We start from the raw sequence: 25,352 nt of genomic DNA on the forward strand, positions 1-25,352 counted from the left end.
ATACTGCATTCCAGCCGATGCGCCGTCATTCTTAGCACTCACCAAACCAGAGTGCTAATATCTTGTCCATCGCGGCATCCCTCGCCGCGGTTTAGCAAGGATTCATGACGATGTCCGCCTCTTCTGCCATTGCCGTCCGCGACCCCTGGGCCCTGGTGCCCTCGCTGGGCAATCTGGACGCCTACATCTCTGCCGTCAACCGCCTGCCGCTGCTGACGGCCGAGGAAGAAGGAAGCGCCGCGCGCAGCCTGCGCGACAAGGGCGACCTCGAAGCCGCCGGCCGCATGGTGCTGTCGCATCTGCGCCTGGTGGTCTCCATCTCGCGCCAGTACGTCGGCTACGGCCTGCCCCAGGGCGACCTGATCCAGGAAGGCAATGTCGGCCTGATGAAGGCCGTCAAGCGCTTCGACCCGGACCAGGGCGTGCGCCTGGTCAGCTACGCCATGCACTGGATCAAGGCCGAGATCCACGAGTACATCCTGAAGAACTGGCGCATGGTCAAGGTCGCGACGACCAAGGCCCAGCGCAAGTTGTTCTTCAACCTGCGCTCGATGAAGCACCAGCTCAAGGCCGACCAGGCCGATGGCCAGACGCATCGCAACACACTGAGCGAAGCCGAACTGGCCCATGTGGCCAGCACGCTGAACGTCAAGCGCGAGGAAGTGCTGGAGATGGAGACCCGGCTGTCGGGCGGCGACGTGGCCCTGGAGCCGCAGACCGACGACGACGGCGAGAGCTTCGCCCCCATCGCCTACCTGGCCGACGAGAGCCACGAACCCACCCGTGTCATCGAGGCGCGCTCGCGTGACGCCCTGGCCGGCGACGGCATCCAGCGTGCGCTGGAAGTGCTGGACCCGCGCAGCCGCCGCATCGTCGAAGAGCGCTGGCTGAAGGTCAACGACGACACCTCGGGCGGCATGACGCTGCACGAGCTGGCGGCCGAGTACGGCGTGTCGGCCGAGCGCATCCGCCAGATCGAGGTGGCGGCGATGAAGAAGATGAAGAAAGCGCTGACCGAAGCCGCCTGATCCCTCGAGCCCTCGCATGCAAAAGGCCCTTCGGGGCCTTTTTTCATGGGGTGCTCGCGACGCAACGCCCGTTGCAGGCCATCTCGAAACTCAGGGGACGCCAGCAATCAACCCGAGCGTCGGCTAGCTACTTCGGGGCCGCCATCGCGTCGAGCACCTTCCTCGTGACGTCGACCGCCGCACTACGGAACGGTGCGTTGTCCTGCAGGATCAGATCGTATTTCTCGGTCTCGAAGACCTGCTTGACGGCCTTGTCAAACCTGTCCTTGACCACGCGCTGCTCCTCCTGCTGGCGCCGCTCGGCGTCCTCCTGGAATTCGCGGCTCCTGCGCTCCAATTCACGCTTCTGGTTCGCGAGGTCCCGATTGCGACGGCCGCGTTCCTCTTCGGAAAGCACAGCCCCGTCCTTGTCCAACTTCTCGCTCGCCTCGCGCAGCCTGGCTTCCAGTCGCTGCAGTTCCTTGGTACGGCCGCCAAACTCGCTCTCCAGCCGCGCACCCGCGGCCTTGGACGGGGCAGACTCCTGCAGCACCTGCTGCACGTCGACAAAACCGATCTTCAGCGGCTCTGCTGCTGCACCCGTCATCGCCCCCAGGAGGCCGACTGCGGCGATGGTGATGGCTGTTTTCATATTCACTTTCGAACTCTCTGCGGCGTACGCCGCGCACTTCAAGACGGTTTCCTGGTTTCAGCCAGCAGCAGCTTGATGTCGTCGGCCAGCGGCTGGGCGCCGGCGCCGTAGCGGGCGTAGACGCGCACGCGGCCTTCGGTGTCGAAGATGAAGCTCGCGGCCGTGTGGTCCATGGTGTAGGTCTCGGGCGTCTTGCCCGGCACCTTTGCGAAGAAGACCTTGAACTCCTTGGCGGCGGCCTGGGTCTGCTCCTCGCTGCCGCGCAGGCCCACGAAGCTGGGATCGAAGCTGGCCAGGTAGGCCTTCAACAGCTGGGCGGTGTCGCGCTCGGGGTCGATGGTGACGAAGACGCCCTGCACCTTGTCGCCATCGGCGCCCAGGCCGCGCTTGACCTCGGCCACCTCGGCCATGGTTGTCGGGCAGACGTCGGGGCACTGGGTGTAGCCGAAGAACACCACCAGCACCTTGCCCTTGAAGTCGGCCAGGGAACGGGCGCGGCCGTCCTGGTCGGTCAGGTTGAGCTGCCGGGCGTACTCCGCTCCGGTCAGGTCGATGCCCTTGAAGGCCGGCTTGTCGGGACTGGACTTCTGACAGGCGGCCAGCAGCACCATGGCGGAGGCGGCCAGCGCGGCCAGTGCGAAGCGACGGGTGTTCATGCGATGTAGTGGTCGATCAACAGGGCCGCGAAGAGCAGCGACAGATACCAGATGGAGAACCAGAAGGTCCGGCGCGCCAGCATCTCGGAATAGGCCCGCCACAGCCGGAAGCCATAGGCGCAGAAGCCCAGGCCCAGGCCGACGGCGGCGCACAGGTAGAACCAGCCGCTCATGCCGGTCAGGAAGGGCAGCAGCGTCGCCGCCAGCAGCACCCAGGTGTAGAGCAGGATCTGCAGCCGCGTGTAGTCGTTGCCGTGGGTGACCGGCAGCATGGGCAGGCCTGCGCGGGCGTAGTCCTCGGCGCGGTACAGGGCCAGGGCCCAGAAGTGCGGCGGCGTCCACAGGAAGATGATGAGGCAGAGCAGCCAGGCCTCGAAGCCCACGTCGCCGCGCATGGCGGCCCAGCCCAGCACCGGCGGCATGGCGCCCGAGGCACCGCCGATGACGATGTTCTGCGGTGTCGTCGGCTTGAGGATGACGGTGTAGATGACGGCATAGCCGACGAAGGTGGCGAAGGTCAGCCACATCGTCAGCAGGTTGACGTAGAGGCCCAGGATGGCCATGCCGATGCCGCACAGCAGGGCCGAGAAGGCCAGGGTCTGCGGACGGCTCAATTCGCCCTTGGCGGTGGCGCGCCAGGCGGTGCGCTTCATGCGCGCGTCGATGCCGTCCTCGATGAGGCAGTTGAAAGCCGCGGCCGCGCCGGCGACCAGCCAGATGCCGGCGACGGCGGCCAACATGGTCAGGGCCTGCGGCAGGTCGGGCAGGCCGGGCACGGCCAGGGCCATGCCGATGGCGGCGCAGAAGACGATGAGCTGGACGACGCGCGGCTTGGTCAGCTGGTAGAACTGCTGCCAGCGCGGGCTGTGCACCAGGGCGCTGGCGGTGGACGTGGAAGCCATGATCAGGATCCGATGCGCTTCATGCGCGCGAGCAAAGTGGTGAGCAGGGCCAGCAGCATGGCGGCGCCTGCAGTGTGGGCCAGGGCCGCGACGATGGGCCAGTCGAGCACGACGTTGGACAGGCCCGAGGCCAACTGCCAGCCTGCGGCGGCAAGCAGCCAGCGTGTCCAGGCCGGCGCCGGACGGCGCAGCGCCCAGGCCAGCCCGATGATGGCCGAGAAGACGAAGGCGGCACCGATGCGGTGGGCCATGTGGATGGCGGCCAGCGCCTCGAAGCCGAGATAGCCCCCGTCGGCACGCTGGCCCAGTTCGCGCCAGAGCTGGAAGCCCTGGGCGAAGTCCAGATGCGGCCACCACTGGCCGCCATGGCAGGTGGGGAACTCGTCACAGGCCAGCACGGCGTAGTTGGTGCTGACCCAGCCGCCGAGCGCGACCTGCATCAAGGCCAGCAGCAGCACGATGACCACGCCGGCACGCAGCGCGCGGGAAGCTTTTATGGGCTGGGGCTCGCAGGCTTCGCGCTGCCAGGCCAGCAGCATCAGCAGGCCCAGGCCGAACAGCAGATGCAGGGTGACGATGGCCGGGAAGAGCTTCATGGTGACCGTCAGCGCCCCGAAAGCGCCCTGCACGCAGACCCACAAAAGCGTCAGCGTCGGCAGCCAGGGCGACGGGGCTGCTTCCCCGTCATGGCGCTTGAGCCGCCAGCTCAGCACGGTCATGACGAGGATGAGCAAGCCCACGCCGCTGGCGAGATAGCGATGGACCATCTCGATCCAGGCCTTGCCATGCGTGACCGGGCCGGTGGGCATGGCCGTCTGCGCCGCCTGGATGTGCTCGTGCGCACCCACGGGGCTGGCGGCGCTGTAGCAGCCGGGCCAGTCGGGGCAACCCAGGCCGGAGTCGGTCAGGCGGGTGAAGGCGCCGAAGACGATGAGGTCGAAGGTCAGGAACAGGGTCAGCAGCGTCAGCGCGCGCAGGCGACCGGCGGGCGTGCTGGCACGCGAACGCTGGCGCCACCAGATCAGCGGGCCGAGGGCCACCGCGCCGCCGATGGCGGCGACCTGGCCCAGGGGCAGCAGCAACTCGTTCATCGACCAGCCGTATCCCAACTGGCGCTGGCACGCAGCAGCTTGTCGAGGTCCGCCTTGAGCTTCTTGGGCTCGGGCTCGGCGGGGGCGCGCTCCATCCAGCGGTTCATCGGGTCGATGACATAGAAATGGTCGGCCAGCACCTTGCCGGCGGCCGGCTTCAGCCAGGCCTCCAAGCGGTCCTGGGGCACGCGCAGCACGGTGACCTCGGCCCCCTTCTGGCTGACGGCCGCCATGACCTCGGCGCGCGGCGTGCCGTTGTCGGGGATCAACCAGAGCTTGTCGACGCGGGCGCGTTCCTTGCCCAGCATCTCGCGCAACTGGCGCTGCACATACAGCTGGCGCTCGCAGGCGGCCGTGCAATCCGAGCCCTGCACGATGGTGAGCAGCCATTGGCCGCGCAGCGACGCGGCCGCGACCGGCCGGCCCTGCAGATCGGTCAGCGGCAGGTCGGCGGGCATGTCGACGGCCGGCGCGATCAGCTCGCCATAGGCCGAGCCGGCAGGCTTGACGACATAGAAGGTGAAATAGGACGCCACGACCGGCGCGGCGCACATGGCCATCACCAGCAGCATCTTCCAGCGGCCGGAGCTCTGGCGCGTTGCCGTGCGCGGATCGGGCAGGCTGTGCACCGCAAAGCTCAGCGGTTCAGGGCTGCTGTCGGCGGAGGCGGGGACGGATGAGTTGGAACCAGACATAGAGACCGACGATCAGCGCGCAGAGCGCGAACCATTGAAAGGCATAGCCATAGTGTTTCTGCAGACCGAGGTCGGGCGCCGGCCAGTGGCGCAGCAGCGTGTCGTCGGATGCATCCGCCGCCGTCTGCACGACGGTCAGCGGCAGCAGCTTCAGGCCGGACTCGACGGCGAAGGCCGCAGGATCGAGATTTTGCCGGATAGCTCCGGCCGAACCCGCACCGAGCTCATAAAGCCGCGAGGGCGAGGCCGCCAGCCGCCCTTCGACCGTGACCTCGCCCGTGGGCGTGGCCAGTGGCGGCAGCTGGGTGCGGTCGAGCTGGTTGCGCGGCGCCCAGCCGCGCTGCACCAGGATGACTTCGTCGCGCCCCGCCAAACGCAGCGGCGTGACGACGAAGAAGCCGGTGTGGCCGTCCATGGGCCGGTTGTCCAGCCAGACCGTGCGCTCGGCCAGCCAGCTGCCGCGCAGGGCCACGCGGCGGTGCAGCTGCCCTGCCCCACCCAGCTGGGCATTGGCGAGAGCGGGCTTGCCGGCCTCGGCCTCGATGGCGGCCTGCAGCGCGATCTTCTGCGCAGCACGGTCCAGCTGCCAAAGCCCCAGGCGCGCCGTCAGCGCCGCCCCCAACAGCGCCGCCAGCAGCACCAGCCAGCGCCTGCCGGTCATGCGACCCCTCGCGGCGGATAATTCGACACCATGAAATTCGTGATCCTGATCGCCTTCATAGCCATCCTCGGTGCGCTCGCTGCAGCCGGCTTCTTCATGCTGCGCAAGGGCGGCAACAAGAAGAGCCCCAACATGGCCCGGGCACTGGCGGTGCGGGTCGCCGTGTCGGTGACGCTCTTCCTCGTCATCCTGCTGAGCTGGAAGATGGGCTGGATACAGCCGACCGGCCTGCCGATCAAATCCTAGCCTGCATGAAAAAAGCGCCGCGACTGCGGCGCTTTCTCTTTGGGCGACCGTCAGGTCACATCCAGTAGACGACGATGTACAGGCCCAGCCAGACCACGTCGACGAAGTGCCAGTACCAGGCGGCGCCTTCGAAGCCGAAGTGGCGCTCGGGCGTGAAGTGGCCCTTCATCAGGCGGATGGTGATGAACAGCAGCATCAGGGCGCCCACGCAGACGTGGAAGCCGTGGAAGCCGGTCAGCATGAAGAAGGTCGAGCCGTAGATGCCGGAGTTCAGCTTGAGGTTGAGCTCGGTGTAGGCGTGGTGGTATTCGTAGGCCTGGAAGCCGACGAAGGTCATGCCCAGCAGCACGGTGATCCACATCCAGGCGATGGTCTTGGCGCGGTTGCCGGCGATCAGCGCGTGGTGGGCGATGGTCAGCGTGACGCCCGAGGTCAGCAGCAGGGCCGTGTTGATCGTCGGGATGGGCCAGGGGCCCATGGTGCTGAAGGCCTCGACGGTACCGGCAGGCGCAGCGGTGAAGCCGGCCGCGGTGCTCGGCCAGATGGCCTTGAAGTCGGGCCACAGCAGCGCATTCTCCAGGCTGCCCAGCGAAGGCACCGAGAAGACGCGCGCCCAGTACAGGGCGCCGAAGAAGGCGGCGAAGAACATCACCTCCGAGAAGATGAACCAGCCCATGCTCCAGCGGAAGGAGACGTCGATGCGGTCGCTGTAGAGGCCGCCCTCGCTCTCGCCGATGGCGTCACGGAACCAGGCCTGCAGCACGAAGGCCCAGAAGGCCAGGCCGCCGAACAGCGAGTACATGCCCCAGCCATGGCCGTTGATCCACTGCGAAGCGCCGAGGATGACGAAGAACAGGCCGGTGGCGGCCATCACCGGATGCCGCGAGGGCGCCGGGACGAAGTAGTACGGGGTCTTGCCCGGGGTAGTCGCTGCCGACATATTGTTCTCCTCGTTCTGAACCTTGTTGCGACGCAGGCCCTCAGGCCCCCGCCACGCCACTGCTGATGACCCAGCGGACCAGCAGCACCAGCACCAATACAAACAGGGCGGCACCGAGCACGCCCGCGATCAGCACATGCACCGGGTTGAGCTTGGCCATGTCGTTCTCATGGTCCCGGCCCCGGCGCACGCCGAAAAAACTCCAGGCCACGGCCGAGATCGTCTGGGCGAAGGAGGCCTTGCGGCCCACCGCTTCCTTCAGATCCTGGCCCGGCTTCTCGCTCACAGCGCGGCTCCGGATTTCGGGGCCTCACCGAGCTTGACCCCGCCCTTGCCCGCCACCTCGAAGAAGGTGTAGGACAGGGTGATGGTCTTCACATCCTTGGGCAGCTTGGGGTCGATGACGAACACGACCGGCCACTGCTTGCTCTCGCCCGGCTTCAACGTGTATTCGTTGAAGCAGAAGCATTCCAGCTTGTTGAAATGCGCGCTGGCCTGCATGGGCGCATAGCTCGGGATGGCTTGCGCGGCCATGGTGCGGTCCTGCACGTTCTTGAATTCGTACATGACCTGGGTCAGCTCGCCCGGGTGCACCGTCAGGTGGCGCACCGCCGGCTTGAAGTCCCAGGGGCCGCGCGCATTGGTGTCGAACTCGACCGTGATCTCGCGGCTGAAGTCGATCTGGCCGTTGCCGTTGGCCACACCCTTCTCGGCCAGCAGCGTCTGCTTCTCGGCCAGCGACAGCACGTTGATGCCGAGCGCGTTGCAGATGGCCTTGTAGAGCGGGACCATCGCATAGCCGAAGCCGAACATGAGTGCCACGACGACCGCCAGCTTCACGAAGAGCTGACGGTTGTCGCGGTGGAGAGCGGCCAGGAAGCGCATGTCAGCGGCGCCCGGCCGCCCGAAGGCGCTGACGCGCCCCCTCGGGGGGCAGCGAACGAAGTGAGCATGGGGGCTTCATCATGTCAGTGGGTCAGCAGCACCATCTTGGCGACGAAGCCGACGCCGAAGACCAGCGCGATCGACAGCAGGATCAACGCCAGACGGCGGTTGGCCTTGCGCTGTTCAGGCGTCATGACGATCAGCCGTGGACGATCTTGGTGGCCGAAGCGTTCAGCTTGGGCGGCTCTTCGAAGGTGTGGAAGGGGGCCGGCGACGGCACTTCCCACTCCAGGCCTTCAGCGGCTTCCCAGGGCTTCTGCGCAGCCTTCTCGCCCTTGCCGCGCATCATCGGCACGACGACGAACAGGAAGAAGTAGACCTGCATGAAGCCGAAGCCGAAGGCGCCGATGGAGGCGACCATGTTGAAGTCGGTGAACTGCATGGGGTAGTCGGCATAGCGACGCGGCATGCCGGCCAGACCCAGGAAGTGCATCGGGAAGAAGGTCACGTTGAAGAAGATCAGCGAGCCCCAGAAGTGGATCTTGCCGCGCGTCTCGGAGTACATGACGCCGGTCCACTTCGGACCCCAGTAGTAGACGCCGGCGAACAGGGCATACAGCGAGCCGGCCACCAGCACGTAGTGGAAGTGGGCCACGACGTAGTAGGTGTCCTGCAGCTGGATGTCGACCGGCGCCATGGCCAGGATCAGGCCGGTGAAGCCGCCCATCGTGAACACGAAGATGAAGCCGACGGCGAACAGCATCGGCGTCTCGAAGGTCATCGAGCCGCGCCACATCGTCGCCAGCCAGTTGAAGATCTTCACGCCCGTGGGCACGGCGATCAGCATGGTCGCGTACATGAAGAACAGCTGGCCCGTCACCGGCATGCCGGTGGCGAACATGTGGTGGGCCCACACGATGAAGGACAGGATGGCGATGGAGGCCGTCGCGTACACCATGGAGGCGTAGCCGAACAGACGCTTGCGGGCGAAGGCCGGCACGATCTGGCTGATGATGCCGAAGGCCGGCAAGATCATGATGTAGACCTCGGGGTGGCCGAAGAACCAGAAGATGTGCTGGTACATGACCGGGTCGCCGCCGCCAGCCGGGTTGAAGAAGGCGGTGCCGAAGTGGCGGTCGGTCAGCGTCATCGTGATGGCGCCGGCCAGCACGGGCATGACGGCGATCAGCAGATAGGCGGTGATCAGCCAGGTCCAGGCGAACATCGGCATCTTCATCAGCGTCATGCCGGGGGCGCGCATGTTGAGGATGGTCACGATGATGTTGATCGAGCCCATGATGGACGAGGCGCCCATGATGTGCATCGCGAAGATGCCGGCGTCCATGGACGGGCCCATCTGCAGCGTCAGCGGCGCGTACAGCGTCCAGCCCGCGGCGGGGGCGCCGCCCGGCATGAAGAAGCTGCCCACCAGCATCAGGGCGGCCGGGATCAGCAGCCAGAAGCTGAGGTTGTTCATGCGCGCGAAGGCCATGTCACCCGCACCGATCTGCAGCGGGATCATCCAGTTCGCGAAGCCCACGAAGGCCGGCATGATGGCGCCGAACACCATGATCAGACCGTGCATGGTCGTGAACTGGTTGAAGAGCTCGGGGTTGAAGAACTGCAGGCCGGGCTTGAACAGCTCGGCACGGATGCACAGGGCCAGGATGCCGCCCACCATCAGCATGGTGAACGAGAACAGCAGGTACAGCGTACCGATGTCCTTGTGGTTGGTCGCGAACACCCAGCGGCGCCAGCCGCTCGGTGCATGGTGGTCGTGGTGGTCGTCGTGGGCGTGGTCGTCATGACCACCGCCGTGAACGCCGTGGGGGGGGAGCACTGCACTCATGTGATTTCCTCTGATTCGGCGTTCGGACTTACTTGCGGGCGGCCAGCACTTCGGCCGGCTGCACCGTCTGACCCGTCTTGTTGGACCAGCTGTTCTTGGTGTACGTGATCACGGCGGCGATCTCGGTGTCGCTGAGCTGCTTCCACGACGGCATGCCCTTGTCCATGCGGCCGTTCAGCACGACCTGGACTTGCTGCAGCTTGTCCTCGGCCAGCACCACGGGCGACTTGTCCAGCGGCTTGATCGGGCCGGCGCCGCTGCCGTCGGGCTTGTGGCAGACCGCGCAGTTGGCGGCGTAGACCTTCTCGCCGCGGGCGATCAGGGCCGCCTGCTCCCAGACCTTGTTCGGATCATCGGCCTTGGCAGCCATTTCCTTTTTCTTGCCATCGACCCACTTGGTGTAGTCCTCGGCGGACACCACCTTCACGTGGATGGGCATGTAGGCGTGTTCCTTGCCGCACAGCTCGGCGCACTGGCCGTAGTAGTCACCGACCTTCTCGGCCTTGAACCAGGTGTCGCGCACGAAGCCGGGGATCGCATCCTGCTTGACGCCGAAGGCCGGCACCATCCAGGCGTGGATGACGTCGTTGGCCGTCGTGATGATGCGGATCTTCTTGTCCACCGGCACCACCAGCGGGTTGTCGACCTTCAGCAGGTAGTTGTCGACCGGCTCGGGATGGCCGGTGTTGGAGGACTCGCGCTGGGCGGTATCCAGGGTGGCCAGGAAGCCGATGCCCTCGCCTTCGCCCTTCAGGTAGTCATAGCCCCACTTCCACTGGTAGCCGGTGGCCTTGATGGTCACGTCGGCGTTGGTGGTGTCCTTCATCGCGACCACCACCTTGGTGGCCGGCAGGGCCATGCCGATGACGATGAGGAAGGGAACGACGGTCCAGGCGATCTCGACGGCCACGCTCTCGTGGAAGTTGGCCGACACCGCGCCCTTGGACTTGCGGTGCTTGAAGATCGAATAGAACATGACGCCGAACACGGCGACGAAGATGACGACGCAGACGATCATCACGAAGTTGTGCAGCCACATCTGGTCGGCCGCGATGCGCGTGACCGGCTCAGGCAGATTGAGCTGATTGACGCCCGGACCGCCCTTGAGGTCGTTGACCGCCAGGGCCGGTCCCGCTGCCAGGGCCGCCATCGCCGCCGTGGCCCAGCGGCCCCAAGCGCGTGAGGCGCTATGCACTCGTGCGTTCATCATCGTCATGGTTGTCACTTGGTTCTTTGAGGAGCGGGGCTTGCAATCCGACCCGACGGCCGGACGTAGAGCGCAAGTTCCGCGGTTTGAGCCGGGTTTTGCCCCCAAGCCCTCTATGCGGCGCGGGATTTTAGCCCAGGCTCCGAGGGGGCCGGGCCGCGGCGACCCCGGGGATACACCCCCCTTTCAGCCGGTTTCGCGCCCCTTGCGCAGCGTGGCGCGCATGGCATCGATGGACACATGGGTCTCGGCAGCCACCGTCAGCCGGGGTGCGGCCTTGAAGGCATGGCCGAACACCAGCTCCAGCGTCAGCGCCAGCCGGCCCTCGCCGTCGCGCAGGGTTTCCAGCTGCGTCAGCAGGGCCGCCTTCCAGGCCCGGCCGCGCAGGCCGGCGAAGCGTGTCGGCGCCAGGTTGCCGCCGAGGCTGCGCAGATCGGCAAGCAGGCTTTCGGGGCTGGCCCAGGTCAGGCGCAGGCGCTGCTGGTCCATGACGGGGTCGGCAAAACCGGCCTTCAGAACCAGGTCGCCGATGTCGTGCATGTCCCACCAGTCCGGGGCCGGCCGGCCCCAGCCCTGGCGGGCGTAGAGGCTGCGCAGCTCGAGAAAGCTGTCCGGCCCCAGGCAGGAGAACATGACGAAGCCGCCCACCGCGATGCTGGCCTGCCAGCCCGCCAGCAGCTCCGGCAGGTCGGCACTGGCATGCAGGGCCATGTTGGACCACAGCAGATCGACTTCGGGCCGTGCGGGCAAGGTCTCGACCTGGCCCGAAGACGCGCCGCGCAGCTTCTGCCACCAGTTGCGCTGGCGTTTTTCGGCCGCTCGCGCCGCCAACACCGCGTCGACCTCGTGCCACAGCATGTCGGCTTGGGGATAGGCCAGGCGCAGCAGTTCGCCGCTCGCACCCAGGGCCGGCGATGCATCCAGCACACGCTGGGGCTGCAGCTTGATATAGGTCAGGCGTTCGGCCATGCGGCCCGCGACCTCCTCGTGCAGCCAGGGCGGCTGCGCGGCGGCCGCGAGGCGGCGCGTCTGATGGCGCACGGCAGCGGCGTCGAGATCCTGGGGCCGCGGCCCCTTGTTTGAAGTAGGGGTCGAGACCGGTTCACTCATGGCGCGGTCAGTATATTGAGCCGATGCCCGAGCGCTCCCTGTCGGCAACGAAGCCCGCACTGATCGAGAAGGTCCTGCTGCGCTGCGCCGGCCAGTGCGCCGTCTGCCGCGCCTGGAGCCACCAGACCATCTGCGAGGCCTGCCTGGCGCTGTACGCGCGCCCGCAGCCGCGCTGCTGGACCTGCGCGACGCGCCTGCCGCCCGAGCTCATCGGCCGCCCGCGGCCGCAATGCGGGCGCTGCCTGCAGACGGCGCCACCCCTGGATCGCACCATCGCGGCCCTGGACTATCGTTTCCCCTGGGACGGCCTGCTGCAGCACTTCAAATACCACCAGGCCCTGGAACTGCGCGAAAGCCTGCTGGAGCGCCTCAACACCGCCCTCAATGCGGCCGAGGTCGAAGCCCCCGATTGGCTGCTGCCCGTGCCCCTGTCCGATGCACGAATCCGCGAGCGCGGCTACAACCAGTCGTATGAACTGGCCAAGGCGCTGGCACGGCGGCGCGGCCTGCGCTGCGATCCCGAGCTGCTGCTGCGCGTGCGCCACAACTCCGCCCAAGCCGGCCTCAAGCTGGAGGACCGCGCCGCCAACGTGCGCGGCGTCTTCGCCGTCGAGCCGCTGCGCGCGGGCAGGCTGCGCGACACCAGCGTCGCCCTGCTGGACGATGTGATGACCAGCGGCGCGACGCTGTTCGAGCTGGCCGGCGTGCTGCTGCAGGCCGGCGTCATGAGCGTGCAGGCCTGGGTCATTGCTCGAACACCGGAACCCGAAGATTGAGGCCCCTCGTCCAGTCCTGCCCCGCTGGACGCGGGCACGCCTGACCGGTCCCCCGAGGGGACGGCGATGCTTGCCGGATCGACCGGCAAGCACATCGCCAGCGCGGGCCGGCTAGGGAGCGGCCCGGCGCTCGGCCCGAATGCAACACGAGCCGGCGAAGATACTCTCGCCCATGTTCAACATCGTCCTCGTCCAGCCGGAGATTCCGCCCAACACGGGCAACGTGATCCGGCTCGCCGCCAATACCGGCTGCGCCCTGCACCTCATCGAGCCGCTGGGCTTTTCCATGGAAGACAAGCTGCTGCAGCGCGCCGGCCTGGACTATCACGAGTACGCCCGCGTGAAGCGCCATGCCGACTGGGCGGCCTTCCTCGCCGCCGAGACGCCCGACAAGACACGCATGTTCGCCTTCACGACGCGCGGCAGCCGGCCCTTCGGCGAAGTCGCCTGGCAGGCCGGCGACTGGTTCGTGTTCGGCAGCGAGACGGCCGGCCTGGCGCCGGCGCTGCGCGACAGCTTTCCGCTCGAACAGCGCGTACGGCTGCCCATGCGTGAAGGCCAGCGCAGCCTCAACCTCAGCAACAGCGTGGCCGTCGCCGTCTTCGAGGCCTGGCGGCAGAACGGCTACAGCGGCGGAAACTGACTATTCGGCGCGGGCCTCACGGCCCATCAGGTGCTCGACCGCATCGGCCGCGCGCAGCCGGCCATCCAGCAAGGCCACCATGCCTTCGGTGATGGGCATCTCGACGCCCACCTCACGCGCCCGCGCCAGCACCGTCGGTGCGCTGTAGACGCCTTCGGCGACGTGGCCGAGCTGAGCCAGGATCTGCGGCAGGGCCAGGCCCTGGGCCAGCATCAGGCCGACGCGGCGGTTGCGGGACAGGTCGCCGGTCGCCGTCAGCACCAGGTCGCCCAGGCCGGACAGGCCCATGAAGGTCTCGACCTTGGCGCCCAGGGCCAGGCCCAGGCGCAGCATCTCGGCCAGGCCACGGGTGATCAGCGCGGCGCGGGCATTCAGCCCCGGCGCATCGGGCGCCGATGCCGACAGGCCGTCGCAGACGCCGACGGCAATGGCCATCACGTTCTTGACCGCCCCGCCGACCTCGACGCCGACCGGGTCACTCGAGGTGTAGACCCGCAATCGATCGCCGTGGAAGGCATCCACGGCGGCCTGGGCCAGGTCGGCGTCTTCGCTGGCCGCCACCAGGGCCGTGGGCCGACCCGCGGCCACCTCCTGCGCAAAGCTCGGGCCCGACAGCACGCCGACGCGCATGGCTGGTTGCAGTTCGCGGGCGATCTCGTGGCCGAGGCGGCCGGTGCCGGCCTCGAAGCCCTTGCACAGCCACAAGACGCGCTGCGTCGAAGGCAGCACGGCCAGCGTCTCGCGCAGGCCGGACATGGGCGTCGCAACGATGGTCAGGCCTTGGGCCGCATGGGCGATGGCCGCGGCGCGATCCGCCGTCAGCGCCAGGGCGGCGGGCAAGGTGCTGTCGGGAAGATAGGCCGCGTTGCGACGGCTGGCCCGCATGGCTTCGATGGCCGCGGCGTCGCGCGCCCACAAGCTCACGTCATGCCCGGCCTCGGCCGCCTGGATGGCCAGGGCCGTGCCCCAGGCGCCGGCGCCCAGCACGCTGATCTTCATCGTCGTCATGCGTGGAAGTGTCGCCCATGAAAAACGCCCCGCAAGGCGGGGCGTCGTCGCGAGCGCGAGGCGCTCAGTTGACCGCGGTGCCGCCCTGGGCCGCGCGCTGGGCCTGCTGGGCTTCGAACATGGCCTGGAAATTCACTTCGGTCAGCAGCACCGGCGGGAAGCCGGCACGGGTGCAGACGTCGGACACGATGGCGCGCAGATAGGGGTAGACCATCTGCGGGCAGACGATGCCCAGGATGCCTTCGATCTGGTCCTGAGGGATGTTGCGGATCTCGAAGATGCCGGCCTGCTTGGCCTCCACCAGGAACAGGGTCTTGTCGCCAACCTTGGTGTTGACCGTGGCGGTCACGCAGCACTCGAAGATGCCGTCGGTGACGTTCTCGGCCGACAGCGTCAGGTTGATGTCGACCTGGGGCTGCGACTGCTCCAGCAGGATGTGGGGCGCGTTGGGCTGCTCCAGCGACAGATCCTTCAGATACATGCGCTGGATCTGGAACACGGGGGTGCCTTCGGGGGCGGCTTGGATCTCGTCGGCCATGGGACTCTTTCGAACGGAGCGTCAAACAAAAGCCCGCAAGCGTGAAGCTGCGGGCGGTAGCTGGATTATGCGGCGAGGCGCATGACAAGCCGGATCGGGCTTGCCCGGACTTGAAATCAGGCCCCGCGGCCGAAGGTGGCTCAGGCGGCCTGGAGCAGGGGCAGCAAACCGCCCTTCTGGTCGAGGGCGATGAGGTCGTCACACCCCCCGACATGGGTGTCGCCGATGAAGATCTGCGGCACGGTGCGGCGGCCGGTCATGCTCATCATGGTCTGGCGCTCGGCCGGATTCAGGTCGACGCGGATCTCGTCGATCTGCTCAACGCCACGCTGCTTGAGCAGCATCTTGGCGCGCACGCAGAACGGACAGACCAGGGTCGTATACATCTTCACGTGAGCCATCGCCAACCTCGTCTATGCCGTCTTCTGCCAGAAACAAATGAAATTCAAACCAGTCTGGCGAAAAACGGCTTACGCCGTTTTTTCAACCGGCAGGTTGGCCTCACGCCAGGCCTTGAGGCCACCTGCCAGCACCTGGGCCTTTTCATAGCCCAGCTTGCGCAGCATGCCAGCGGCGCGACTGGCGCGTGCGCCGGTCGGGCACACCAACACCAGCGGCAGGGCCTTGTTGGACGGCAGTTGCTTGTGGCCCTCGATCTGGCCAAAGGGGATGTTGCGCGCGCCGACCGGATGGCCCTTGGCGAACTCCTCGGGCTCGCTGACGTCGATCAGCACACCCTTCTCACGGTTGACCAGCTGCACCGCCTGCGCAGGGCTGAGGCCGCCGCTCTGGGCGCCCGACACCAGCAGGGGGTAGAACAGCATGCCGCCGGAGACGAGGGCAGCGACGATCAAAAACCAGTTCTCGATCAGGAAGTTCAAGCAAGCATCCCGTGTAATTCAACGAAGCCGGTGATTATCGCCGGAGCCGATAATCCGCCGCCTTCCACCACCTGTGCGTTGCTAGCCCATGTACAAGCTCGTCCTCATCCGCCACGGCGAATCGACCTGGAATCTGGAAAACCGCTTCACCGGCTGGACCGATGTGGACCTGACGCCCACCGGCGTCGAGCAGGCCAAGACGGCCGGTCGCCTGCTGAAGGAAGCGGGCTATGACTTCGACATCGCCTACACGTCCGTGCTCAAGCGCGCCGTCTGGACGCTGTGGCACTGCCTGGACCAGATGGACCGCACCTGGCTGCCGGTGCGCCACGCCTGGCGGCTGAACGAGCGCCACTACGGTGGCCTGCAGGGCCTGAACAAGGCCGACATGGCCAAGCAGTACGGTGACGAGCAGGTGCTGATCTGGCGCCGCAGCTACGACACGCCGCCGCCGCCCCTGGAAGCGACCGACCCGCGCAGCGAGCGTGGCGACCCGCGCTACGCCAAGCTCGACCCCAAGGACGTGCCGCTGACCGAGTGCCTGAAGGACACCGTGGCCCGTGTGCTGCCGTTCTGGAACGAGACCGTGGCGCCGACCATCAAGTCGGGCCAGCGCGTGCTGATCGCCGCCCACGGCAACAGCATCCGTGCCCTGGTCAAGTACCTGGACAACATCGCCGACGATGCCATCGTTGGCGTCAACATCCCCAATGGCATCCCGCTGGTCTACGAGCTGGACGAGAACCTGAAGCCCATCAAGAGCTACTACCTGGGTGACGCCGAAGCGGCTGCCAAGGCGGCGGCTGCCGTCGCGGCCCAAGGAAAGACGGCAGCCTGACCGGCTGCCTAGCAGGCCAAGGCCTGGTCCACCGCTGACAGCACTTCATCGACGCTGGACCACTCGGTGGGCCCGCGTCGCATGAGGGTGACAGTCGACCCCCACGGCGCCCAGCGCGCCGCGTCGACCGGTCCCCAGATGCTGAGCAGCCGCGCGCCGACGCCCGCGGCCATGTGAGCCGGCCCGGTGTCGTTGGCGACGACGACGCCGGCCAGTTGCAGCAGCGCGTTGTAGGCGCCCAGGGCGACACCGTCGAGGCGGATCGCATCCGGATACAGGTCCTGCGCGCCCTGCACCTCGGCCGGCCCGGGCACGATGACGACGTGGCGGCCCTGTGCATGCAGGCGCCGCACGAAGTCCGGGAAGGCCGGCCAGCTGCGATCCAGGAATTCCACACGGCCGTTCGCGAACGGGCAGATCAACACGATGCGCTCCGGCTCGACGCCATGCGCCGCCAGCAGCGCCCGCGCCTGCCCGCGCTGGGCCTCGCTGACCTTCATCGCGATGTCCTTGGGCGGCTCGGCCTGCACACCGAGGAAGTCGCAGGCCAGCTCCCAATACTCGACCAGGGTATGCCGCCCCTCGCGCCGCGGCAGGCCGCGCTTGAGCAGCCAGGTCCGGCCATCGCCGGCATGGCCTTCGGCCTTCAGGCCGGCCAGGCGCGAGTCCAGCGCGGCAGAGAAGGCATAAGGGAACAGCAAGGTGTTGGAGCGCCTGTCGAAGCCGGGGTCATCGGCCTTGAAGCGCCGCCTCAACTCGCGCAGTTGCGCGATGCGCTCGCGCAGGCCGCCGGGCCGCACATGCACGGTCCAGCCCTCGGCCTCCAGCAGGCCACGCGCCCAGCCCTTGCCCACCAGCTCGACGCGGTAGCCGTGCTGCTCCAGCAATCTCAGTGCCGGAATGCTCAGCACCGTGTCGCCCACGAAGTTGCGCAGGCGAACGATCAGCGGGCGGGCTTCTATCATCAGCAATTCTTTACAAGTGGCGCGGGATTCTCACTGCGCAGGCCAGCCCTTCATGCCCGAGATCACCCTGCCCTCCTCCGCCGAAGTGATCGCCGCCCACGACGCTGCGCTGGCCCTGGCGCCGGCCGCCGTCGCCGCCCATGACTTGCAGGGCTGGATCGCCAGCAACCACTTCCACAATCGCAGCCTGTGGGCCCAGGAGGACCTGGCTCGCCGCACCCAGGCGCCTGACGCCGAGATCGTCGCCAACAAGCGCGCCATCGACCGCCACAACCAGGCCCGCAACGACGCCATCGAGCGCATCGACGAATTCCTGCTGTCGGCCCTGGGCCTCGTCGACCCCGCCACCATTGCCAGCGCCCTGCCCCTCTCCACCGTGCCGCCCGGCGCCCGCCTGAACAGCGAGACAGCGGGCTCCATGCTGGATCGCATCTCCATCCTCGGCCTGAAGATCGCCGCCATGCGCGAGCAGACCCTGCGCAGCGACGTGGACGCGGCGCATCGCCAGTCCTGCGCCGAGCGCCTGCAACGCCTGATCCAGCAGCGTGCCGACCTGGGCCACTGCTTCGACGGCCTGCTGGCCGACGCCCGTGCCGGCCGGGCCTACTTCAAGGTCTATCGCCAGTTCAAGATGTACAACGACCCGCGGCTGAATCCGGCCCTGGTCGCGGAGTCCAAGTGATTGCGCAGCGCCTTGCAGCCAATCTCGACTGGCTGTACGGCGAACACGCCTATCTCGATCGCCCGGCGGGGGCGCGCGCCGACGGCTTCACGGCGGTGGAATTGCGGCAGCCGCATCTGCATGACGCGGCGGCGCTGAAGGCCGCACTGACCGGGCTGCGCGTCGTTCTGATCAATGCGCCCGCCGGCGATTGGGCGGCGGGCGAACGCGGCTTTGCCGCCCTGCCCGGCCGCGAGGCTCAGTTCCGTGACGCAACGCTGCGCGGCCTGGACCTCGCTCACCAACTCGGCGCCGCGCGCGTCCATCTGCTGTCGGGACTTGCCGAAGACGGCCCTGAAACGCGTGCCACCTGGCTGGCCAATCTGCGCTGGGCCGCCGAGCAGTCGGCCCTGCCCCTGCTCGTCGAACCCATCAATCACCGCGACATGCCGGGCTATTTCCTGCACCGCCAGGCCCAGGCCCTGGCACTGCTGGCCGACTTGAACACGCCGCGGGTGCAATTGCAGCTGGACCTCTACCACTGCCGCGTGGCCGAGGGCGAATCGCTGACGCATCTGGCGCGGGCGCTGGACCTGGGTGTGCTCGGCCATGTGCAGGTTGCGGGCGTCGATGGCCGGCATGAGCCGCGGCCGGACGAGTTCGCCGCCGAATTCGAGCTGCTGGACGCGCGCGCCTGGCCCGGCGCCATCGGCCTGGAGTACCGCCCGCGCGCCGACACCTCGGCCGGGCTGGGCTGGCTTACAAGCGCGCGCTGATCACGCTGCGCAGGGTCTCGCCGAGGGCGCGGCGGTCCTGGCCTTCGGTCATCACGCTGGGCAGGATCTGCACGTCGATGCCCAGCCCCTTGGCCGAGACGATGCTCCACAGGCTCTGGGCCAGGGTCATGTCGCCGATGAAGCGAGCCGAGGAGCTGAAGCGCTCGCCCGGCTCGTACCAGCGCAGCACCAGCGGCAGGACCGGTGCGCCGGTGGACACCGCGGCCTGTAGCAGGTTGGCGTGGAAGGGCAGCATCTCGGGCCCGGCGCCCGTGGTGCCTTCGGGGAAGACGGCGACGCAGTCACCCGCCTGCAGGGCCGCGGCCGTCTGGTGCACGACGCGCAGGGCGTCGCGCTTGCTGGTGCGTTCGATGAACAAGGTGCCGGCGCCTTCGACGAGGGCACCCACCAGCGGCCAGTGCTTCACGTCCGCCTTGGAGACGAAGCGCGCCTGGGGCAGCACGGCGTGCACGCCGGCGATGTCCAGCCAGGAGATGTGGTTGGCCACCAGCAGGTGACCGGCCGGCAGGGCCTGGCCCTGGGACTTCAGCTCGATGCCGAGGATGCGCAGCGTCTTGACCGACCACCACTGGATGCGCCCATGCCTCTCGGACGCCGTCATCAGCTCGAAGTGACGCCTGACGATCCACAGGCCGTGCAGCACATGCGGGGCCAGGCGCAGCAGGCGCCAGGCGGCGACCAAAGCTCTCATTCAGCTTCGTAGGCGATATGGCCCGCGACCAAGGTGCAGCGCACGCGCGCCGGCAGCTCGAAACCACTGGAGGCAAAGGCAAACGGCGTGTGCTTGCCCTGGCTGGCCAGGGCCTCGGGCGTGACCGACCAGCTGGCGTTGGCATCGAAGACGCAGACGTCGGCGACGCCGCCTTCCACCAGGCGGCCCGCGCTCGCGGACAGTGAACCCAGAGCGCTGCCCAGCACGCGCACCGGCTCGGCCGTGACGACGGCCAGGGCGCGCTGCAGCGGCAGCTCGGCGTCGCGCGCCCAGCGCAGGGCCAGGCTGAGCAGCAGCTCCAGGCCCGTGGCGCCCGGCGTGGCTTCGGCGAAAGGCACGGCCTTCTCGTCGGTCGTGACCGGCATGTGGTCGGACACCAGCGCGTCGAGGGTGCCGTCGGCCAGGCCGGCGCGCAGCGCGTCGCGGTCGCGGCCCTGGCGCAGCGGCGGCGTCAGGCGCATGGCGGAGTCGAAATAACCGATGTCGACGTCGCTGAGGTGCAGCGAGTTGATGGACACGTCGGCCGTGATGGGCAGGCCTTCCTTCTTGGCCGCACGCACCAGCTCGACGCCGGCGGCGCTCGACAGCCGGCAGAGGTGGACGCGGGCGCCGGTGGCGCGCACCAGTTCGAAGATGGTGTGCAGCGCAATCGTCTCGGCGCTGACCGGCACACCGGACAGGCCCAGGCGCGTCGCGACCGAACCGCTGGCGGCCACGCCGCCGCCGAGGTGGAAGTCCTGCGGGCGCAGCCAGACCGTGTAGCCATAGGTGGCCGCGTACTGCAGCGCGCGGCTCAGCACCAGGGTGTCCTTGATCGCCACCTCGGCCTGCGAGAAGCCGATGCAACCGGCCTCGGTCAGCTCGGCCATCTCCGTCAGGGCCGAGCCCTGCAGCTGGCGCGTCAGGGCACCCAGCGGGAAGAGGCGGCAGCGGCTGAGCTTGCGGGCGCGGAACTTCAGCATCTCGACCAGGCCGGGCTCGTCCAGCACGGGGTCGGTGTCGGGCGGGCAGACCAGGCTGGTCACGCCCCCGGCCGCGGCGGCTGCGAGTTCGCTTTCCAGCAGGCCTTCGTGCTCATGGCCGGGCTCGCGCAGGCGGGCGCAGAGGTCGACCAGGCCGGGCGCAACGATGAGGCCGCGCGCATCGACAGTGCGGTCGGCGCCGAAGTCGCTGACGTCGCCCAGGTGCACGATGCGGCCGTTGGCGATGGCGACGTCGCCCGTGCGGTCGAGATTCGTGGCCGGATCGATCAGCCGGCCGCCTTTGATGAGGATCTTCATGTCTTAAGCCTCGTTGCCGGCAAGGATGGCCATGACCGCCATTCGGACAGCGATGCCGAATGTCACCTGGGGCAGGATGACGCTGCTCTTGCCGTCCGCCACTTCGGAGGCGATTTCCACACCGCGGTTGATGGGGCCCGGGTGCATGACGATGGCGTCGGGCTTGGCCAGGGCCAGCTTCTCCGGCGTCAGGCCGAAGTGCTTGAAGAACTCGCCGCTGCTGGGGAGCATGCCGCCGTTCATGCGCTCGTTCTGCAGGCGCAACATGATGACGACGTCGGCGTCCTTCACGCCCTCGGCCATGTCGTGGCAGACGCGCACGCCCATGTCGCGCAGGTCGCCCGGCACCAGGGTCTTGGGGCCGACGGCGCGGATCTCGGGCACACCGAGGATGTTGAGCGCATGGATGTCGCTGCGGGCGACGCGCGAGTGCACGATGTCGCCGACGATGGCCACCGTCAGGTTGCGGAAGTCCTTCTTGAAGTGCCGGATCGTGTACATGTCCAGCAGGCCCTGGGTCGGGTGGGCGTGGCGACCGTCGCCGGCATTCACCACGTGCACGTGAGGCGCGCAGTGCTGGGCGATCAGGTGGGGCGCACCGCTCTCGCTGTGGCGCACGACGAACATGTCGGCGTGCATGGCGCTGAGGTTGGCCACCGTGTCGAGCAGGGTCTCGCCCTTGGCCGTGGAGGAGCGCGCGATGTCGAGGTTGATGACGTCGGCGCTGAGGCGCTTGGCGGCGATCTCGAAGGTGGTGCGGGTGCGGGTGCTGTTCTCGAAGAACAGGTTGAACACCGACTTGCCGCGCAGCAGCGGCACCTTCTTGACCTCGCGGTCGTTGACGGAGAGGAAGCTGCCGGCGGTGTCCAGGATCTGCTCGACGACCGCGCGCGGCAGGCCTTCGATGGACAGCAGGTGGATGAGCTCGCCGTGCTTGTTGAGCTGGGGATTTCGCTTGCTCAGCATCATTTCACCTCGAATCGGAAGCGGCCGTCGTCAGCGCGGCTCAGACGCAGGCTCTGGTCGGCCTGGAGCGAGACGCGCGCCGCCGAGAAGGCCGGCTCGATGGGCAGCTGGCGCCCGCCGCGGTCCACCAGCACGGCGAGCTGCACGCGCGCCGGGCGGCCGAAGTCGAACAGCTCGTTGATGACGGCCCGCGTCGTGCGCCCGCTGTAGAGCACGTCGTCGATCAGCAGGATGTCGCGGCCATTGACGTCGAAGGGCAGCTTGGTGTGGTCGGCCTTGGCCATGCCGCGCGAACCGAAGTCATCGCGGTGCAGGGCGCTGGAGATGGTGCCGGCGGCGACCCCCAGGTCGGCCGCCAGTCTCTCGGCCAGCCAGGCGCCGCCGCTCCAGATGCCCACCAGGGCGGTGTCGGGCGTCAGCAGCTTCTGCACGCCTTTCTTGAGCTCGAGGTACAGAGCCTCGGCATCGAGCAGCAAATCACTCATGGGTGTTCTCGAAAAAACTGTTCCAGGATCAGGGCGGCGGCGGCGGCATCCACGTCTTGTGCGCCTTCGGCTTCAGCTTCCACGCTCGTATAGCGCTCGTCCACCTCGAAGACCGGCAGGTGGTAGCGGCCCGAGAGGCGCCGGCCAAAATTCTGCGCCTTGGCCGTCATCTCGTGCGGCGCACCGTCGGGGTGGCGGGGCACGCCGATGACGAGGGCGTCGGGCTGCCAGGTCTTGATGAGGGCAGCGATCGCGTCGAAGTCGCCGCCCTTGAGGGTGCCGCGCGGCTCGGCCGAACCGAGCAGACGCGTGCCGCTGGCCACGCCAATGCGGCGCAGGCCAAAGTCAAAAGCAAGAAAGGATTGAAGGCGGGACGCGTCAGCCACGACGGCCATCACGCATGCCCCGCGTCGGAGCTGAGCATGCGCGGATCGACGCCCAGCAGTGCCAGCGCCTTCTCGTAGCGCTGCTCGACCGGCGTGTCGAAGATGATTTCCGGCGTCGCGTCCACCGTCAGCCAGCCGTTGCGGCCGATTTCTTCCTCGAGCTGGCCGGCGGCCCAGCCGCTGTAGCCCAGGGTGACGAGGATCTTGCGCGGGCCGGCGCCGTTGGACAGGGCCTCCAGCACGTCGCGGCTGGTGGTCATCTCCAGGCCGCCGGGCACGGCCAGCGTGGCGTTGTAGTGGCCACCCTCCTCGTCCAGGGGCTCGTGCAGCACGAAACCGCGGTCGGTCTGCACCGGGCCGCCGTAGAAGACGGGGCTGTCGGCCAGGGGGTCGGCCGGCGGGCTGAGCTCGACCTTCTCGAACAGGTTGCCCAGCGTCAGCGAGGTCGGCTTGTTGACGACCAGGCCCAGGGCGCCGTTGTCGTTGTGCTCGCAGAGGTAGACCACCGTGCCTGCGAAAGCCTCGTCGGCCATGCCGGGCATGGCGATGAGGAACTGGTTGGTCAGGACGATCCGGTCGGCAGGCATGAAGGCATTTTATTCTGCCGGTCATGACCGACCGTATCGACCGCGCTTTGGTCTGGTTTCGCCGCGACCTGCGCGTGGCTGACCAGGCCGCCCTCTACCAGGCGCTGCGAGCCGCGAAACAGGTGTTTTGCGCCTTCGTGCTGGACCGCGACATCCTGGACGTCCTGCCCCGGGCCGACCGGCGCGTGGAATTCATCCTGGGCGCCCTGCAGGTGCTGGACGAGGACCTGCGCAGGCTGGGTGGCGCCCTGATCGTGCGCCACGGCTTCGCGGCCGACGAGATCCCGCGCCTGGCGGCCGAGCTGGACGTGCAGGCCGTCTTCACCACCCATGACGACGAGCCCCAGGCGCTGATGCGCGATGCGCGGGTGGCCGATCTGCTCGAGCCCCTCAACGCCGGGCTGCGCAGCTTCAAGGACCACGTCATCTTCGAACGCCGCGAGGTGATGACGGCCGCCGGCGGGCCCTATGGCGTGTTCACGCCCTACAAGAACGCCTGGTTGCGCAAGGTCGACGAGTTCTACCTGAGCAGCTATCCGGTGGAGCGCCATGCGGCCAGCCTCGCCAAGAGCAAGCTGGCCCAGGGCGTTCCTGGCCTGAAGGACATCGGTTTCCAGCCCACCGATCTGATCGCCCATGTCGGCCAGGGCAGCCGCGGTGCCGAGGTGCTGCTGGACGACTTCCTGGACCGCATCGCCGACTACGACAAGAAGCGCGACTTCCCGGCCCTGAAGGGCCCGAGCTATCTCAGCGTGCACCTGCGCTTCGGCACCGTGTCCATCCGCCGGCTGGCGCGCACGGCCCACCAGCTGATGCAGGGCGGCGACCATGGCGCCGAGATCTGGCTGTCGGAGCTGATCTGGCGCGATTTCTATCACCAGGTCATGCACCACCACCCGCATGCCATGACGTCGGCCTTCAAGCCGGAGTACGACGCCATCCGCTGGGAGACCGGCAAGCAGGCCGACACGCTGTTCGCCGCCTGGTGCGACGGCCGTACCGGCTTTCCGCTGGTGGACGCGGCCATGCGCCAGATCAACCAGACCGGCTATATGCACAACCGCCTGCGCATGGTGGTGGCCAGCTTCCTGACCAAGGATCTCGGCATCGCCTGGCAGCGCGGCGAGGCCTATTTCGCCGAGAAGCTGCTGGACTTCGACCTCGCGGCCAACAACGGCGGCTGGCAATGGGCCAGCAGCAGCGGCTGCGACGCCCAACCCTATTTCCGCATCTTCAACCCGACCAGCCAGAGCGAGAAGTTCGACGCCGAGGGCCGCTTCATCCGCCGCTACTGCCCGGAGCTGGCCGAACTGTCCAACAAGGCCATCCACGCGCCCTGGGAGCGGGCACCGCTGGAGATGCAGGGCCGCGACTACCCACAGCCCATCGTCGACCATGCCATCGCGCGCGAGCGCACGCTGGAGCGCTACGCCGTCGTCAAACGGCCTGCCTGATCAGAGGGCGCCGAAGGCCGTGGCCTGAGCCAGGGTCAACAGGCCGCGCGGCGAGACCGCGTCGGCAGGGAACAGGGCCATGCCCATCTCGATGCCCAGGGTGTAGTCGCGCCCGGCCACATGGAAGGGCTCGCTCATCAGCGCGACGAGGCTGCGGGCATGGTTGGCGGCCTGCTCGGCCTGGTCCAGCCGGGTCTGCACGACGGCGAACTGGTCGGCCGAACTGCGCGCCACGATGTCCGAATCGGCGCTGGCCTCCTTCAGGCGCAGCGCCACCTGGCGGGCCACGGCGCCGGCGACGTCGTCCGCCAGTTGGGCCAGGCCGGCCAGGCGCACAACGTAGACGGCCAGGTCGACGCCATCGCGGGTCGCGCAGCGCGAGACCTGGTCCAGGCGCTCGTGCAGGGCGGCTTCATTGAACAGGCCGGTCAGGCCGTCGCGCAGCTGGACGGCGGGCTTGTCGTCCAGCTGCGC

Annotated in this window: 33 protein-coding genes; 8 read left to right on the forward strand and 25 right to left on the reverse strand. The window is 67.9% G+C overall.

Annotated elements, in window-relative coordinates:
- Nucleotides 1-110: 110 nt before the first annotated feature.
- Complete coding sequence (gene rpoH, locus AC3WOE_RS08900) at nt 111-1,028, forward strand: RNA polymerase sigma factor RpoH (protein ID WP_492689820.1); 918 nt, start codon at nt 111-113, stop codon at nt 1,026-1,028.
- 127 nt (nt 1,029-1,155) lie between these two features.
- On the opposite strand, the gene AC3WOE_RS08905 is transcribed toward rpoH, so the two are convergent.
- The 6 genes from AC3WOE_RS08905 to AC3WOE_RS08930 are packed head-to-tail and all read right to left on the reverse strand — an operon-like array spanning nt 1,156 to nt 5,664.
- Complete coding sequence (locus AC3WOE_RS08905; protein ID WP_492689822.1) at nt 1,156-1,659, reverse strand: OmpH/Skp family outer membrane protein; 504 nt, start codon at nt 1,657-1,659, stop codon at nt 1,156-1,158.
- Between the two features lie 38 nt (nt 1,660-1,697).
- Entirely contained in the window at nt 1,698-2,315 is a 618-nt protein-coding gene (locus AC3WOE_RS08910) for an SCO family protein (protein ID WP_492689823.1), read from the reverse strand.
- The gene (gene cyoE / locus AC3WOE_RS08915) at nt 2,312-3,217 is read right to left on the reverse strand and encodes a heme o synthase (protein WP_492689824.1); all 906 of its coding nucleotides are present in this window, start codon (nt 3,215-3,217) and stop codon (nt 2,312-2,314) included. The genes AC3WOE_RS08910 and cyoE overlap by 4 nt, the downstream gene beginning before the upstream one ends.
- A 2-nt stretch (nt 3,218-3,219) precedes the next feature.
- On the reverse strand, nt 3,220-4,308 hold the full coding sequence (locus AC3WOE_RS08920; protein WP_492689826.1) for a COX15/CtaA family protein: 1,089 nt from the start codon (nt 4,306-4,308) through the stop codon (nt 3,220-3,222).
- Entirely contained in the window at nt 4,305-5,003 is a 699-nt protein-coding gene (locus AC3WOE_RS08925) for an SCO family protein (RefSeq protein ID WP_492689827.1), read from the reverse strand. Before AC3WOE_RS08925 ends, AC3WOE_RS08920 begins: the two co-directional genes overlap by 4 nt.
- Nucleotides 4,954-5,664 carry an SURF1 family protein gene (locus AC3WOE_RS08930; protein WP_492689828.1) on the reverse strand — a complete coding sequence of 237 codons (711 nt, stop codon included), beginning with the start codon at nt 5,662-5,664 and terminating at the stop codon, nt 4,954-4,956. The genes AC3WOE_RS08925 and AC3WOE_RS08930 overlap by 50 nt, the downstream gene beginning before the upstream one ends.
- 30 nt (nt 5,665-5,694) lie before the next feature.
- On the opposite strand from AC3WOE_RS08930, the gene AC3WOE_RS08935 reads away from it, so the two are divergent.
- A complete protein-coding gene (locus AC3WOE_RS08935) occupies nt 5,695-5,910 on the forward strand; it encodes a DUF2909 domain-containing protein (protein WP_492689830.1) in 216 nt (71 codons plus the stop codon).
- 55 nt (nt 5,911-5,965) lie between these two features.
- Here the strand turns inward: AC3WOE_RS08935 and AC3WOE_RS08940 are convergent, their stop codons facing one another.
- The 7 genes from AC3WOE_RS08940 to AC3WOE_RS08970 all read right to left on the reverse strand — a co-directional run bounded on the left by AC3WOE_RS08940 (nt 5,966) and on the right by AC3WOE_RS08970 (nt 11,901).
- On the reverse strand, nt 5,966-6,850 hold the full coding sequence (locus AC3WOE_RS08940; RefSeq protein ID WP_492689832.1) for a cytochrome c oxidase subunit 3: 885 nt from the start codon (nt 6,848-6,850) through the stop codon (nt 5,966-5,968).
- 40 nt (nt 6,851-6,890) lie between these two features.
- Nucleotides 6,891-7,136, reverse strand: a complete 246-nt coding sequence (locus AC3WOE_RS08945) for a DUF2970 domain-containing protein (protein ID WP_492689833.1) — start codon at nt 7,134-7,136, stop codon at nt 6,891-6,893.
- Nucleotides 7,133-7,735 carry a cytochrome c oxidase assembly protein gene (locus AC3WOE_RS08950; protein WP_492689835.1) on the reverse strand — a complete coding sequence of 201 codons (603 nt, stop codon included), beginning with the start codon at nt 7,733-7,735 and terminating at the stop codon, nt 7,133-7,135. Before AC3WOE_RS08950 ends, AC3WOE_RS08945 begins: the two co-directional genes overlap by 4 nt.
- An 83-nt stretch (nt 7,736-7,818) precedes the next feature.
- Nucleotides 7,819-7,929, reverse strand: a complete 111-nt coding sequence (locus tag AC3WOE_RS08955) for a cytochrome oxidase small assembly protein (protein ID WP_492689836.1) — start codon at nt 7,927-7,929, stop codon at nt 7,819-7,821.
- Between the two features lie 5 nt (nt 7,930-7,934).
- A complete protein-coding gene (ctaD, locus tag AC3WOE_RS08960) occupies nt 7,935-9,584 on the reverse strand; it encodes a cytochrome c oxidase subunit I (RefSeq protein ID WP_492689837.1) in 1,650 nt (549 codons plus the stop codon).
- A gap of 28 nt (nt 9,585-9,612) precedes the next feature.
- Nucleotides 9,613-10,800 carry a cytochrome c oxidase subunit II gene (gene coxB, locus AC3WOE_RS08965; RefSeq protein ID WP_492689838.1) on the reverse strand — a complete coding sequence of 396 codons (1,188 nt, stop codon included), beginning with the start codon at nt 10,798-10,800 and terminating at the stop codon, nt 9,613-9,615.
- Nucleotides 10,801-10,977: 177 nt separating this feature from the next.
- A complete protein-coding gene (locus AC3WOE_RS08970) occupies nt 10,978-11,901 on the reverse strand; it encodes a class I SAM-dependent methyltransferase (protein WP_492689839.1) in 924 nt (307 codons plus the stop codon).
- 23 nt (nt 11,902-11,924) lie between these two features.
- Between AC3WOE_RS08970 and AC3WOE_RS08975 the strand changes: the two genes are divergently transcribed.
- Both AC3WOE_RS08975 and trmL read left to right on the forward strand, forming a co-directional pair.
- Nucleotides 11,925-12,677: a ComF family protein gene (locus AC3WOE_RS08975; RefSeq protein ID WP_492689841.1), complete on the forward strand. Its 753-nt coding sequence runs from the start codon at nt 11,925-11,927 to the stop codon at nt 12,675-12,677.
- Nucleotides 12,678-12,849: 172 nt separating this feature from the next.
- Entirely contained in the window at nt 12,850-13,320 is a 471-nt protein-coding gene (gene trmL / locus AC3WOE_RS08980; protein WP_492689842.1) for a tRNA (uridine(34)/cytosine(34)/5-carboxymethylaminomethyluridine(34)-2'-O)-methyltransferase TrmL, read from the forward strand.
- Here trmL and AC3WOE_RS08985 read toward each other — a convergent pair whose 3' ends face one another.
- The 4 genes from AC3WOE_RS08985 to AC3WOE_RS09000 all read right to left on the reverse strand — a co-directional run bounded on the left by AC3WOE_RS08985 (nt 13,321) and on the right by AC3WOE_RS09000 (nt 15,747).
- Nucleotides 13,321-14,319, reverse strand: a complete 999-nt coding sequence (locus AC3WOE_RS08985; protein ID WP_492690311.1) for an NAD(P)H-dependent glycerol-3-phosphate dehydrogenase — start codon at nt 14,317-14,319, stop codon at nt 13,321-13,323.
- Between the two features lie 73 nt (nt 14,320-14,392).
- Nucleotides 14,393-14,866 carry a protein-export chaperone SecB gene (gene secB / locus AC3WOE_RS08990; protein ID WP_492689844.1) on the reverse strand — a complete coding sequence of 158 codons (474 nt, stop codon included), beginning with the start codon at nt 14,864-14,866 and terminating at the stop codon, nt 14,393-14,395.
- Between the two features lie 140 nt (nt 14,867-15,006).
- Nucleotides 15,007-15,267 (reverse strand): glutaredoxin 3, encoded by a 261-nt coding sequence (gene grxC, locus AC3WOE_RS08995; protein ID WP_492689846.1) that lies wholly within the window; start codon nt 15,265-15,267, stop codon nt 15,007-15,009.
- 69 nt (nt 15,268-15,336) lie between these two features.
- Nucleotides 15,337-15,747, reverse strand: coding sequence for a rhodanese-like domain-containing protein (locus AC3WOE_RS09000; protein ID WP_492689847.1), 411 nt, complete (start codon nt 15,745-15,747; stop codon nt 15,337-15,339).
- 88 nt (nt 15,748-15,835) lie between these two features.
- On the opposite strand from AC3WOE_RS09000, the gene gpmA reads away from it, so the two are divergent.
- On the forward strand, nt 15,836-16,585 hold the full coding sequence (gpmA, locus tag AC3WOE_RS09005; RefSeq protein ID WP_492689849.1) for a 2,3-diphosphoglycerate-dependent phosphoglycerate mutase: 750 nt from the start codon (nt 15,836-15,838) through the stop codon (nt 16,583-16,585).
- An 8-nt stretch (nt 16,586-16,593) separates the two neighbouring features.
- Here gpmA and AC3WOE_RS09010 read toward each other — a convergent pair whose 3' ends face one another.
- Entirely contained in the window at nt 16,594-17,550 is a 957-nt protein-coding gene (locus AC3WOE_RS09010) for a glycosyltransferase family 9 protein (protein WP_492689850.1), read from the reverse strand.
- 52 nt (nt 17,551-17,602) lie between these two features.
- Here AC3WOE_RS09010 and AC3WOE_RS09015 point away from each other — a divergent pair, with 52 nt between their 5' ends.
- Both AC3WOE_RS09015 and AC3WOE_RS09020 read left to right on the forward strand, forming a co-directional pair.
- Nucleotides 17,603-18,232: a DUF4254 domain-containing protein gene (locus AC3WOE_RS09015; protein ID WP_492689851.1), complete on the forward strand. Its 630-nt coding sequence runs from the start codon at nt 17,603-17,605 to the stop codon at nt 18,230-18,232.
- Nucleotides 18,229-18,987 carry a hydroxypyruvate isomerase family protein gene (locus tag AC3WOE_RS09020; protein WP_492689853.1) on the forward strand — a complete coding sequence of 253 codons (759 nt, stop codon included), beginning with the start codon at nt 18,229-18,231 and terminating at the stop codon, nt 18,985-18,987. Before AC3WOE_RS09015 ends, AC3WOE_RS09020 begins: the two co-directional genes overlap by 4 nt.
- On the opposite strand, the gene AC3WOE_RS09025 is transcribed toward AC3WOE_RS09020, so the two are convergent.
- Genes AC3WOE_RS09025 through AC3WOE_RS09050 form a run of 6 tightly spaced genes read right to left on the reverse strand, consistent with a single transcriptional unit; the run spans nt 18,971 to nt 23,424 of the window.
- Complete coding sequence (locus AC3WOE_RS09025) at nt 18,971-19,699, reverse strand: lysophospholipid acyltransferase family protein (RefSeq protein ID WP_492689855.1); 729 nt, start codon at nt 19,697-19,699, stop codon at nt 18,971-18,973. The genes AC3WOE_RS09020 and AC3WOE_RS09025 overlap by 17 nt on opposite strands.
- On the reverse strand, nt 19,696-21,000 hold the full coding sequence (locus tag AC3WOE_RS09030; RefSeq protein WP_492689857.1) for a dihydroorotase: 1,305 nt from the start codon (nt 20,998-21,000) through the stop codon (nt 19,696-19,698). Before AC3WOE_RS09030 ends, AC3WOE_RS09025 begins: the two co-directional genes overlap by 4 nt.
- Before the next feature lie 3 nt (nt 21,001-21,003).
- Entirely contained in the window at nt 21,004-21,966 is a 963-nt protein-coding gene (locus AC3WOE_RS09035) for an aspartate carbamoyltransferase catalytic subunit (RefSeq protein WP_492689858.1), read from the reverse strand.
- Nucleotides 21,966-22,451: a bifunctional pyr operon transcriptional regulator/uracil phosphoribosyltransferase PyrR gene (gene pyrR, locus AC3WOE_RS09040; RefSeq protein WP_492689860.1), complete on the reverse strand. Its 486-nt coding sequence runs from the start codon at nt 22,449-22,451 to the stop codon at nt 21,966-21,968. Before pyrR ends, AC3WOE_RS09035 begins: the two co-directional genes overlap by 1 nt.
- The gene (ruvX, locus tag AC3WOE_RS09045) at nt 22,448-22,846 is read right to left on the reverse strand and encodes a Holliday junction resolvase RuvX (protein WP_492689862.1); all 399 of its coding nucleotides are present in this window, start codon (nt 22,844-22,846) and stop codon (nt 22,448-22,450) included. Before ruvX ends, pyrR begins: the two co-directional genes overlap by 4 nt.
- Nucleotides 22,846-23,424: a YqgE/AlgH family protein gene (locus AC3WOE_RS09050; RefSeq protein ID WP_492689863.1), complete on the reverse strand. Its 579-nt coding sequence runs from the start codon at nt 23,422-23,424 to the stop codon at nt 22,846-22,848. The genes ruvX and AC3WOE_RS09050 overlap by 1 nt, the downstream gene beginning before the upstream one ends.
- Nucleotides 23,425-23,447: 23 nt before the next feature.
- Here AC3WOE_RS09050 and AC3WOE_RS09055 point away from each other — a divergent pair, with 23 nt between their 5' ends.
- Nucleotides 23,448-24,878, forward strand: coding sequence for a cryptochrome/photolyase family protein (locus tag AC3WOE_RS09055; RefSeq protein ID WP_492689865.1), 1,431 nt, complete (start codon nt 23,448-23,450; stop codon nt 24,876-24,878).
- Here the strand turns inward: AC3WOE_RS09055 and AC3WOE_RS09060 are convergent.
- The coding region (locus AC3WOE_RS09060; protein ID WP_492689867.1) for a diguanylate cyclase domain-containing protein at nt 24,879-25,352 on the reverse strand (474 nt) is incomplete at its 5' end.

It is taken from the genome of Roseateles sp. FW305-36, from assembly GCF_058787015.1.